The sequence below is a fragment of the Komagataeibacter oboediens genome (genome assembly GCF_018491655.1).
Lineage (GTDB): Bacteria > Pseudomonadota > Alphaproteobacteria > Acetobacterales > Acetobacteraceae > Komagataeibacter > Komagataeibacter oboediens.
The window spans coordinates 20075-32516 of record NZ_JABLUU010000015.1 but is presented as its reverse complement, the minus strand read 5'-3'; the positions used below and the strand labels follow the sequence as shown (position 1 = coordinate 32516).

Below are 12442 nucleotides of genomic sequence, written 5' to 3'. Positions count from 1 at the left end.
AGTCATTTAGAGAAACTGAGCGCGTGCGTCAACTACCGTTTTTGAATTTCTGCAAGATTTCCCGCACACAGCCGTTCCCGCACGGATTGCAGGCGCGCAACGGCCCCTGCGATCACCTCCGCCTTCTTACAGAATGCAAAACGGACATAACGGGCGGGAATATCCGTCCCCCGGCTGTCATAGAAGGCCGAAACCGGAATCGCGGCCACCCCCACATCACGGATCATCTGCTCACAGAACGCGACATCATCACCCGCAAAGCCAAGCGGCGCGATGTCGGCAATCAGGAAATAGCTGCCATCCGACGGCAGCACCGACAGGCCCGCGCGCACAAGCCCGTCCGCCAGCGTGTCGCGCGCGCCCCGCATGCCGTCCGCCAGCTGGTGGAAATAGGCCGTATCCTTGTCCAGCCCCATCGCCACCGCGCGCTGCAGGTTGGGTGCCACGGTAAAGGTCAGCAGCTGGTGCGCCTTCGTCACCAGGTCCGCCAGTGGCGCGGGCGCCGTGACATACCCGACCTTCCACCCGGTCATGGAAAAGCTCTTGCCCGCGCTGCCAATGCGGATCGTCCGTTCCTGCATGCCCGGCAATGTCATGAGCGGCAGATGACGGGCGGCACCAAAGGTCAGGTGCTCATACACTTCGTCACACACTGCATAGGCATCATGCTGTACCAGCAGGCCCGCAATGAATTCCAGTTCGTCGCGCGTAAACACCTTGCCGGTCGGGTTCATGGGCGTGTTCAGCAGGATCGCCTTGGTGCGCGGGCCGAACGCCGCCGCCAGTTCCGCGCGCGGCAGGTCCCAGTGCGGCGGGGCCAGCCGCACCTTGCGCACGACGGCACCCAGCATTTCCAGCACCGGCACGTAGGTGTCGTATAACGGTTCGAACACCACCACTTCGTCGCCACGGTTGACCAGCGCCATGAGGGAGGCGGTAATCGCCTCGGTCGCGCCGCAGGTCACCACCACCTCACGCGCGGGATCGACCGTAATTCCATAAAACCGGGCATTGGACCGCGCCACCGCGCCCCGCAGTTCCGGCAGCCCCGCCAGGGGGGGATACTGGTTGCGGCCGTCACGCAGGGCATCGGCCGCGGCGTCCACCATGTCCGCCGGGCCTTCGGTATCGGGAAAACCCTGACCCAGGTTGATGGCGCGATGTTCCACCGCCAGCGCCGAAATGACGGAAAAAATGGTGGTCGGCAGCCCCGAAAGCAGCGAATTGGCGGGTTTCATCGTATCATCCTGTCCCTGCGGGCGTATGGCGGCCCGCATGCGCACATGTATTTTTGCCTTCGCATCCGATTGCCTGAAATCCAAAGCCATGCAACCCTGCCTGCGCCAGACAGACGGCACGAGACGGAAGACAGACGAAGCAGCATGAAAAAGATCGAGGCCATCATCAAGCCCTTCAAGCTCGACGAGGTGAAGGAGGCCCTGCATGAAATCGGTCTGATGGGCATTACCGTCACGGAAGCCAAGGGCTTCGGCCGGCAGAAGGGCCATACGGAACTGTATCGTGGCGCGGAATACATCATCGACTTCCTGCCCAAGGTAAAGCTGGAAATCGTGTGCCCGGACGACATGGTCGAGCGCGCGATAGAGGCCATCATGGCCGCCGCCCGCACGGGACGCATCGGGGATGGCAAGATATTCGTCACCCCCGTCAGCGAGGTCATCCGCATCCGCACGGGCGAACGCGGCGACGATGCGGTCTGAGGCCCGGACTGCAAACATGGGTCCCATGGCAGCAGCCCTATCGACAGCCGCCTTCCGTTTCCGTAACCATAGCCGCCGCGCCGCATGGAACGGCACACCCAAGTCAGGACAGGTAAATTAACATGGCAAAAAAAGCACAGGCCCCGGCCGCGGCCTCCACGCCGTCACATTCAGCCAAAGCCATTGCGAAGGTCTTTGAGATCATCAAGGAAAACGCGGTCGAGATGGTTGACCTGCGTTTCACCGATCCGCGTGGCAAGTGGCACCACACCACCCAGTACGTCACCACGATCGAGGAAGACACCTTCCGCGAAGGCTTCATGTTTGACGGTTCCTCCATCGCCGGATGGAAAGCCATCAACGAAAGCGACATGATCCTGCTGCCTGACCCGACCACCGCGGTTATGGACCCGTTCTCCGCCAAGCCGCAGCTGATCCTGATCTGTGATATTGTCGAGCCGTCCACCGGGCAGTTCTACAACCGCGACCCGCGCGCGACCGCCAAGCTGGCCGAGCAGTACCTGCAGTCCACCGGCCTGGGCGACACCGCGTTCTTCGGCCCCGAAGCCGAATTCTTCATCTTTGACAGCGTGCGTTTCGGCACCGGCCCGAACTTCGGCATCTACGAGCTGGAAAGCATCGAAGGCCCCGGCGCGTCGCTGAAAGACTATCCCGAAGGCAACATGGGCCATCGCCCGGGTGTCAAGGGCGGCTACTTCCCCGTGGCCCCGGTTGACAGCGAAGGCGACCTGCGCGCCGAAATGCTGACCACCATGGGCGAGATGGGCCTGCCCATCGAAAAGCACCACCACGAAGTCGCGCAGTCGCAGCATGAGCTGGGCACGAAGTTCGACACCCTGGTCCGCTCCGCCGACTTCATGCAGATCTACAAGTACTGCGTGCACAACGTCGCCCATTCCTATGGCAAGACGGCAACCTTCATGCCGAAGCCGATCTATGGCGATAACGGTTCGGGCATGCACGTGCACCAGTCCATCTGGCGCGATGGCAAGCCCACCTTTGGCGGCAACGGCTATGCCGACCTGTCGGATGAGGCGCTGTACTACATTGGCGGCATCATCAAGCACGCCAAGGCGCTGAACGCCTTCACCAACCCGTCCACCAATTCCTACAAGCGCCTGATCCCCGGGTTCGAAGCGCCCGTGCTGCTGGCCTATTCCGCCCGCAACCGTTCCGCTTCGTGCCGTATCCCGTATGCGACCAGCCCCAAGGCGAAGCGCGTCGAGGTGCGTTTCCCCGATCCGACCGCGAACCCCTACCTCGCCTTCGCCGCCATGCTGATGGCGGGCCTGGACGGGATCAAGAACAAGATCCACCCGGGCGATGCAATGGACAAGGATCTGTACGACCTGCCGCCGGAAGAGCTGAAGCAGATCCCGACGGTTGCGGGTTCCCTGCGTGAAGCCCTGACGGCGCTGGAAGCCGACCACGAATTCCTGCTGGCCGGTGGCGTGTTCACCAAGGACCAGATCGACAGCTACTGTGAAGTGAAGTGGCAGGAAGTCTACAAGTTCGAACACACGCCGCACCCGGCTGAATTCGAAATGTACTACTCCGTCTGATCCCGGTTTTCCCACGGGGAACCTGACAGACAGAAGCGCCGGGACCGACAGGGTTCCGGCGCTTTTTTCATATCCATCCCCCTCCGCCGAGGTGGGCAACCGGGATGGGGGTGCACACGTTTGCTCGATTCCCGACCATGCACACTGGTCCTGCCCACCATATCGCCTACACCTGAGTCCTGCATGCCGCACGTACACGCCTTACGAGGACAGACATGACCCAGCACATACCCGATACCATGCAGGCCATTACCTTCAGCCAGCCCGGCGGCCCTGATTCCCTGTGCATTTCCACCCTGCCGGTGCCCCGGCCCACCGGGGGGAACGTGCTGGTTCGCGTCATGGCGGCGGGGGTCAACCGGCCCGACATCATGCAGCGCCAGGGACTGTATCCCCCACCGCCGGGGGCCAGTCCCCTGCTGGGACTGGAAGTGGCGGGCGAAGTCGTGGCCACTGGGCCGGATGTCCCCACCGACAGCTTTCCCACCGTCGGCGCGCGGGTGTGCGCGCTGGTCAATGGCGGGGGCTATGCCCAGTACTGCACCGTACCCGCGGGCCAGTGCCTGCCGTGGCCCACGGGCTTTGACGCCATCCATGCCGCGGCCCTGCCCGAAACCTTTTTCACCGTCTGGTCCAACCTGTTCATGACGGCCGGCGTGAAAGCGGGAGAAAGCGTACTGGTGCATGGCGGCACCAGCGGCATCGGCACCACGGCCATTCAGCTGGTACGCGCCATGGGGGGCACGGTCTATGCCACGGCAGGGACGCAGGACAAATGCACGCTGTGTACCGCCCTTGGCGCCACCGCCGCCATCAACTACCGGACCGAGGATTTTCCCCAGCGCATAAAGGACCTGACGGACAGCAGGGGCGTGGACGCCATACTGGACATGATCGGCGGCGCGTATCTGGATGGCAACCTGCGTTCACTGGCGACGGCGGGACGGCTGGTCATAATTGCCCTGCAGGGCGGGGCGAAAGCCGACGGCGTCAGCCTGGCGCGCATCATGACCCGCAGGCTGGTGGTCACCGGCAGTACGCTGCGCCCGCGTGACGCCGCGTACAAGGCAGCCATCGCCCGCCAGCTGGAAGAACGGGTGTGGCCGCTGCTCGCCCGGCGCAGCATCCGTCCGATCATCCATGCCACCTTCCCCTTTGCGCGGGTTGCCGATGCCCATAAACTCATGGAAAACGGAACGCATATGGGCAAGATCATGCTGGACCTGCAGCACCTACCCACGGATACGACACGACGATAGGGACATAGCCGGTGCTACTGAACGTCATTGAGCGCGGACCTGAAGACGTTACCCCCGATACGGCCGGACGCCCGCCCATTGTCCTGCTGCACGGTCTGTTCGGGCGGGCACGCAACCTTGGCTTTTTCCAGCGCCGCCTTGCCACCACCCGCCGCACGCTGGCCATCGACCTGCGCAACCATGGCGACAGCCCGCACGGGCTGATGGACTATTACACCATGGCCGCCGACCTGCTGGAAACGCTGGCCCACCACAACGCGCTGCCCGCGACCCTGGTGGGCCATTCCATGGGGGGCAAGGTGGCCATGACGCTGGCGCTGACCCGGCCGGGTATGGTGCACAGCCTGCTGGTGGCCGACATCCCGCCCGCACGCACGGGGCACGGTCAGTTCGCGCTGGGTGAACAGATGCTGCGCGTGCCGTTCCCGCCCTTCCTCAACCGTGCGGGCGCGGACAGGCTGCTGCAGCACTACATTCCCAATACCGATGTCCGGGCGCTGATGCTGCAGAACATCCGGGTGGGGGAAAGTCCCGGCTGGAGCATCGGCCTGCGCGAAATCGTGGAATCGCTGCCCAATGTGGAAAACTGGCCTTACATACCCGAAGGCTACACCTATCCCGGGCCCACGCTATTTCTGGCGGGCGGCAATTCCCCCTATATCCGCCCGGAGCATTATGCCATCATGCGGCGGCTGTTTCCGTGCTACCGTCTGGAACTGATAGAACAGGCAGGGCACTGGCTGCATGTCGAAAACCCGGAAAGATTTGCGGAACTGCTGGAAAATTTCACAGAAAAGTACTGAACCGCCTTCCGTTACACATCCGGTCCTTGACAGACCCCCCGCCTGCGTCAGTTATGCTGACGATATAACAGGGCAGGCAGGCGCGCGGCCCCGACAACAGACCAACATGGCGGAGACCCGTAGCCTTTCATGACGGTGACACTCAGTCCCTCCTCCCGGCGGCGCAATGCCGTGGAGCCCGTACTGATCCCGCGCCGCACACAGTCCGGCGCCAGCCTGCCACCCGATACGGCAGGGGAGCAGTACCAGCCGCCCGAGCGTGAACGCCTGCTGACTGGCGCTGTCGTGCCGCAGCCACCGGGTTACCGCAAGTTACGCCCCACCATGTCGGGCCTGATCCGCCCCGATACGGAAGAAACGCCCGGTCCCGGCCGGGCCATCGCCATATCGGGGCTGCTGCACGCGGCCCTTCTGGCGGCCATCCTGATTGAATCCAGCCACCACAGCCAGCATGGTTCTCCCGACGCCACGCAGTCGGAACCACAGGTGGAAATGGTCTTCTCTCCCCCGACCTCCAGCGGGTTGCAGGGGCAGTCCTCGCCCGACATGGCGGGCGGGCAGAACGCGCCGCGCCAGCAGCAGGACCAGCAGCAGCCCACGGCACAGGAAAAGACCCCCAATCCGCAGCAGAGCGAGGAGGATTCCTCCCCCTCCCCCAATATGCCGACGCCCGAAGTCCCCTCTGCTCCGCCGCTGAGCGACGCACCATCCGACCTGTCGGTGCCGCAGTCCGAACGGCACGACACGTTCAATCCGTCCATGCAGAGTTCGGGCCATGGCAACCATCCGGCCCAGCAGGCGCATAACCAGTCCTCGGCCACGGATTACCGGGCGCTGGAACATCCCCGCAACTGGTCATTGTCGTCATCGCCGCTGCCACGGCGCAACCAGCGCGGGCGCGCGGGCGGCACGGGCGGACCGATCGACCTGTCGCTCGGCCCGCTGGTCAAGAATGGCAAGATCAACGCCCCCTATTCCTCCAGCACGCAGATCAAGGGGGTCAGTGATGATTACGGCAGCGAACTCGACCGCTGGATCCGCAGCCATATGTACTACCCCGAGGAAGCAGCCCGCGCGGGTGAGGAAGGCCCCTCCTCGGTGCATGTGGAACTGGACCGTGACGGGCATGTAACCAAGGTGCGCCTGACGGGACAGTCAGGGTCGTACTACCTTGATGCCGCGACGGTGGGCATGTTCCGCAATGCGCAGCTGCCGCCGGTGCCACCGGACATGCAGGGGGACACGTTCCCCATCGACCTGACCATCAACTACATCCTGATCCGCCGCTAGGCGCGTCAGGCAGACAGAGGACCGCCGCCATGGATACAGCACACCTCCTGCAGCAGGTCGGACGTGATTTCCAGCCGTTCGACACGGCAGATGCCGCCGTGGCCCGCATTACCGAATTGTATGATCATGCGGCAGAGCTGATCCGCCACGCTTTCTCCACCCGTGACACAACGGGGCTTGCGGACGCGGTCTATCCCTACCTGGCCTTCATGCCGCAGAGCGCCCTGCCATCCGATGGACCACGACCGCCCTTTGATGTCGTTCTGGAGCCGGGATTTTATGGCACCACGCTGACCCGGCCCGCACTGTTCGCCGATTACTGGCGTGAACAGATCGAAAGCCTGCTGCGCCATTACAGGACGCCAGTCATGGTCGGACTGTCGAAACAGCCGATCCCGCTGTCATATGTAATGGAAGAAGCGGTCACGTCCCTGACCGAATCGGACCTTGCATGGATCCAGTCGCATTTCGCGCTGCCGGACCTGCATGTTACCGATGATTCGATCGCCAACTGCGACTATATCCCCCGCCCCGGTGTGCCGCGGCCACTGGCGCTGTTCACGGCGGCGCGCACCGATTATTCGCTGGCCCGGCTGCACCATTACACCGGCACGGCGCCGCGTCATTTCCAGCGTTTCATCCTGCTGACCAACTACCAGCGTTACGTGGATGCGTTCCGCGACTACGGTCATGCGCAGGTGGATACGGGATCCGAATACACGACCTTTGTCGAACCAGGCGAGATCATCCACACCCGCGACACCCCGCACGTCCCCACCCATGCGGGTCAGAGCCTGCCGCAGATGCCCGCCTATCACCTGTGTCGCCCCGATGGTGACGGCATCACGCTGATCAACATTGGTGTCGGCCCTGCCAATGCCAAGACGATCACCGACCATCTGGCGGTGCTTCGCCCGCACTGCTGGCTGATGGTGGGTCACTGCGCGGGACTGCGCCGCAGCCAGAAGCTGGGGGATTACGTGCTGGCCCATGGTTACCTGCGCGATGACCATGTGCTGGATGATGACCTGCCGCCATGGGTGCCCGTTCCCCCCATTGCGGAAGTGCAGATGGCGTTGCAGGACGTGACCGCACGCGTCACCGGCCTGCATGATGCCGAAGTGAAGACACGGCTGCGCACCGGCACCGTCATGACAACAGACAACCGCAACTGGGAACTGCGGCTTGGCGCGCTGTTCACCCGCATCAATACCTCCCGCGCCATTGCGGTGGATATGGAATCGGCCACCATCGCGGCCAACGGGTTCCGCTTCCGCGTGCCCTATGGCACGCTGTTATGCGTATCGGACAAACCGCTACATGGGGAACTGAAGCTGCGCGGCATGGCCAACGCCTTTTACCGCGAACGCGTGCGCCAGCACCTGGTGGTGGGGATCGAGACCATGCAGCAGTTGCGTGCCCAGGGTGTGGACCGCCTGCATTCACGCAAGCTGCGCGGGTTTGATGAGCCGGCTTTCCGCTAGATGCCTGCCTGAAAGGTCTGCTTTTGAAAGTTTCTGGCGAAGCTTTGTGCAAAAAGCTTCGGGAAATATCGTCTTTATAAAACAAGGCGACACCCAGAAACTTTCCTTATCAATGGGTGGTTTTCAAACAGCGTCTAAGGAGCATTCCTCTGGTTCGTTGATAAGGAATGACGCCTGTATGCAGGTTGCATTCCCTATCTGATCCTGCTGCAGGACAACGCCCTCAGACATCCAGGCACCATTCACTACGACCACATCTCGATGTGATTGCGTTCGCATACTTTCTGAGGAATGCATCTCAATCTGTTCAGGATGCATATCATCCCCAGAGACGAACTAGTGGATTGCTACTGTTTTCTACCTTCAATAAATATACGCCTAGTTTGTAATGAGTTTTGCCGCCCTGTTAACATAATTTATGTATCTGGATTCAAAACATGACATGATGTATGCAATATATATAGTTATCAATACACACATTATGGCTGACAGTATCAATGGATATTCATAAGGTCCGATTTCATTAACGGAATAAGAAAACAGAAATTTCAATGTCACATAATGTATTCCATACAAAGAAAAAGAAATTTTCCCAAGAAATATGAAAAATTTTCTTGAAATGAAATCCTGTATCATTTTTGACTGGCATATAATCAGCAAAATCAATGGGTAGGAAATAAACTTCAATATATTATAACCGGGATCGACTTTTTTCGTAATACTTGGAATGAAATTTGGAATATATATAAGAAGTATCAAAAATAATACCAGAAGAAGGTTCTTGGTAATATCGCCTTCTCCATCAAAAAATCCTTCTGCCCTCATCATTGATAGAAATAAACCAAACATGAATAGTCCTACATAGGATTGGAAAAGGATAAGACATATGGATGTTGCAAGTATATAGGCTTTCGGTTCTTTCATATATTTCGTAGAAATACATAAAAGCATCACCAAAAAAGATCCGAGTATTTCGTACTGCATCGTCCATAAAAATATATTGTATTTATTTTGGGCGTCTCCAAAAAATACTTTGCCAAATGAATACTGTAGAAAATCGTAAAATTTTGGACGAAAATCCAGACCTTCACCCACCCACGAATTGTTATCAAGAATGTATTGGGCTTTCCTGTATGGATCGATATGCAACTTCATCAATACATAAACAGAGAAAGACGAGACAAACACAACAAATAAAAGTCTGAAATACCTTTTTATAAAAGAGTAAACGATTGTTTTTTCTATTTTCTTTCTTAAATATGATATGCTCAGAGCATCCCCCGACAATATGAAGAATATCATGACGTCTTCATGCCCATCAAATATGGTGTAGAAAATCCTACTTCTAAAAACAGGTACAAAACTTCCAAGCGCTTCATGAAAGAAATGGAATATAACAACACTTAATGATGCAATGCCCCTAATTCCATCAAGATACTTTATATGCCCTTTCATAACTTCTCAATCCATATTCAAATTCCAATCGCATCGTCTATTAGAAACTGAAATAGATAATTGCAATACGTCAAAATTTAAAATGAAAAAACTCAATGTAAATCACATGGTCGTATCAGGTATAAGTATATTCACTATTGACATGACTTATGTTTTTCAATTCCATGATAACCTGCCTGTCAAAATTCATAACCTGATGAACTTCTGAAGTGTATTTCTACATGATAAAAATTATCAATGTGTTCGTATTTTATTCAAAATAATACATATATTTATTATATATTTTTATAGAAATTTCGTAAGGTATGGAATGAAAACAAATAAGAAATTTCAATCAATCCGCATTATTCAATGATTCCCAAATGCAGATTCATCCGGCTGTTTTTGAATTTCAAAGGGTAGTATATTAGTAGACATAACGATAAAGACCGAATGATAGGAGAAAACTGAGACATATCTGGATATATGCACAAATAAGAAAATCCAGATTTATCAATATTCCATATGAATTTCTTAAGAAAGGTAATCCGCGAACCAGGCAGGCACGGTCAGGCAAGCGTATGAAATTTATAAAAATGTTGTCTGGTTTTCAAAATCTTATTCAATCAGATATACATAACCATAATAAAATACAGATTAATATAAAAGATTGGCATTCTCGTGATCTATGCTGTTACAGGCGCACATGGCTTTATTGGTCATTATGTCTGCAGATACCTGACCGAAAACGGCTCTACAGTGCTTGCTCCTAATTCGACAGAATGGCGCCTGGGGCACCCCCTCCCCGCAGCCTGCGATCAGGCTGATGTGATCATCCATCTTGCCTGCAGCGTGCTGAAAGCCGGTTCTGACCGCGATGCAATGGCCGATCTCGATTACACCGGCACGGCATGCCTTCTGGAACAGCATCGTCAACTCAGGCAGCAGGGCAAACGCGGTCGCTTCATTTTCATCTCCAGCCAGTCCGCCGGACCGGGCGCCGTAAACGATTACGGGCGCAGCAAATGGGCGATCGAGGGGCTTGTGACGGGTAAGGATGAAATTATCGTCCGACCCGGCCTCGTTTATTCAGGTACTGGTGGAAGCGTGTTCGGGGTGCTGGAAAAACTAGCCCGCCAGCCTGTCATCCCGACACCGAATGCTCCACCCAACATTCAACCGATCGATGTCGAAGAACTGGCCGAGGCCCTGGCCCGGATCGCACGGCACACAACGCCGGACCACAAATACAATCTGGGACGGACCGAGCCACTGACATTCACGCAAACGGTACGCGCAATTGCCGCCAGATCGGCCCGGCGCGCACCTGTATGCATCCCCGTGCCAGAGCAGATCATTCGTCTGGCAGGAAAAGGTGTGGACATGCTCCTCCACCCGACCCCTTCCATACTGGAACGGATTGATGGCCTCCTTGCGCTCCGCGCGATGGAGACGGGTCCATCACTCGATCACCTTGGGATGACACTCAGGGATTTTACAGGGATGATGGCATGACAACGTGCTTTGATGTGATTGTCGTCGGCGCGGGTCCATGCGCTCTTGCGACATTATCGGCGCTGCCTGCCAACCTGTCGGTCGCCATCATTACCGGTTCGGAACCCGCCCTGCCGTCACCCAGCGATGTTCACCCCAAGATCCGCGTAGTCTCCCTTGAAAGCGGCCAGCATCCGGGCGTAGCAGATCGTATCGAACCGACAGAAGGCAAACACAGGACCCTGTATGCAACTGCAATAACAGGGGGGCTGGCAAATTACTGGGGGCAGCAGTTCGTTCGTTATGGGCGCGGTGACCCTTATGGTGCAGACCTGTTCACCAATTATCAGGCCTATATTGATGAATGTTCGACTATGGAAGCCCTGTTCTGTCTTACAGATGGAACCCCGTTTCCTGGCCCGACCCATCTGCCTGAAGGCTTCATTCTGCATGAGCCGCGACTTCTGAACGGAACCGCCGACAATGCTGCGGCAGGTCTTGATGCGATGCGGTTCGCCATTGACCAGGCCATGAAGAATTACACATGTGTCGCATGCCGCGCCACCCGACTCAGCCGGACGGAAACAGGGGAATGGTCCGTTCATCTTTCGGACGGGTCGCGCGTGACCGGCCGGAAAATCTGGCTGGCGGCCGGTGTTATCGGCACCGCGCAACTCGTACTGAATTCAATCGATACCCTGCGTGGTGCATCATTTAGGGACCATGCCCCTTACATGGCCTATGCCTCCGGTCTCAGGCACCTTCTGCGCGCACGACCGGGTCGCCATTTTAATGCCTATACCCTGGAACGGATCGAAAGCAGCCATTGCGACGTTTTCGCCTCGATTTACGATATGGGCAGCACGGAACTGAATCTGGTGCTGGGGTCTGCCATCAACCTGGTTTCTCCGTTTCTGCGTGGAGTCCGGTCCCCGTCTCTGGCCTCGAGGCTCCAGCCAGTGCAAATCTGGACAATGCGCAGTTTCAGCCGCATCGTGCTGGATGCAACAGGCACCCGCTATTCCAGTCATCTGGACGATGCATCGACAGACGATGGCCTGTGCCAAACGATAGCCGCAGTCTCATCCCTTGGTGGGAAGGTATGGCGTCATAATCGCACACCGGGTGGGCTTGGGTTTCATTACCACAACCTGCGCATGACATTGGATGACGGGCGGGATATCCCGGTCAACACCCTTCTGCGACGATGGTCGGACGGTCATGTCCTGTGTTCCGATGCGTCAATACTGCCGACAATCGGCCTGCGTCCACATACCCTGACAGCCATGGCAACAGCGCGCTACCTTGTAAAAAAACAATCGGAACAATAACGGAAGCCTGTTTTTATTTCCGGCAAGTCCTTCCGGGGACAGC

General features: G+C 57.3%; 10 protein-coding genes. 8 read left to right on the top strand and 2 right to left on the bottom strand.

The features are described from left to right. Positions 1–32: 32 nt before the first annotated feature. Positions 33–1238, bottom strand: a complete 1206-nt coding sequence (locus HNO79_RS12220; protein WP_214165318.1) for an aminotransferase — start codon at positions 1236–1238, stop codon at positions 33–35. Positions 1239–1382: 144 nt separating this feature from the next. On the opposite strand from HNO79_RS12220, the gene HNO79_RS12215 reads away from it, so the two are divergent. The 6 genes from HNO79_RS12215 (at position 1383) to HNO79_RS12190 (ending at position 8140) form a co-directional block, all read left to right on the top strand. Continuing rightward, positions 1383–1721, top strand: coding sequence for a P-II family nitrogen regulator (locus tag HNO79_RS12215; RefSeq protein ID WP_214165317.1), 339 nt, complete (start codon positions 1383–1385; stop codon positions 1719–1721). A gap of 122 nt (positions 1722–1843) precedes the next feature. Next, positions 1844–3304 (top strand): type I glutamate--ammonia ligase, encoded by a 1461-nt coding sequence (gene glnA / locus HNO79_RS12210; protein WP_039736534.1) that lies wholly within the window; start codon positions 1844–1846, stop codon positions 3302–3304. Positions 3305–3519: 215 nt separating this feature from the next. Further along, positions 3520–4563, top strand: a complete 1044-nt coding sequence (locus HNO79_RS12205) for an NAD(P)H-quinone oxidoreductase (protein ID WP_214165316.1) — start codon at positions 3520–3522, stop codon at positions 4561–4563. A gap of 11 nt (positions 4564–4574) precedes the next feature. After that, the gene (locus tag HNO79_RS12200) at positions 4575–5366 is read left to right on the top strand and encodes an alpha/beta fold hydrolase (RefSeq protein WP_214165315.1); all 792 of its coding nucleotides are present in this window, start codon (positions 4575–4577) and stop codon (positions 5364–5366) included. A gap of 129 nt (positions 5367–5495) precedes the next feature. Then, positions 5496–6656 carry an energy transducer TonB gene (locus tag HNO79_RS12195; protein WP_010514603.1) on the top strand — a complete coding sequence of 387 codons (1161 nt, stop codon included), beginning with the start codon at positions 5496–5498 and terminating at the stop codon, positions 6654–6656. Between the two features lie 29 nt (positions 6657–6685). Then, the gene (locus HNO79_RS12190) at positions 6686–8140 is read left to right on the top strand and encodes an AMP nucleosidase (RefSeq protein ID WP_214165314.1); all 1455 of its coding nucleotides are present in this window, start codon (positions 6686–6688) and stop codon (positions 8138–8140) included. Positions 8141–8518: 378 nt separating this feature from the next. On the opposite strand, the gene HNO79_RS12185 is transcribed toward HNO79_RS12190, so the two are convergent. Next, positions 8519–9595: an acyltransferase family protein gene (locus tag HNO79_RS12185; RefSeq protein ID WP_214165313.1), complete on the bottom strand. Its 1077-nt coding sequence runs from the start codon at positions 9593–9595 to the stop codon at positions 8519–8521. 660 nt (positions 9596–10255) lie between these two features. On the opposite strand from HNO79_RS12185, the gene HNO79_RS12180 reads away from it, so the two are divergent. Further along, positions 10256–11089, top strand: a complete 834-nt coding sequence (locus HNO79_RS12180) for an NAD-dependent epimerase/dehydratase family protein (RefSeq protein ID WP_200410325.1) — start codon at positions 10256–10258, stop codon at positions 11087–11089. Beyond that, a complete protein-coding gene (locus HNO79_RS12175; protein ID WP_214165312.1) occupies positions 11086–12399 on the top strand; it encodes a hypothetical protein in 1314 nt (437 codons plus the stop codon). Before HNO79_RS12180 ends, HNO79_RS12175 begins: the two co-directional genes overlap by 4 nt. The last annotated feature ends 43 nt before the right edge of the window (positions 12400–12442 follow it).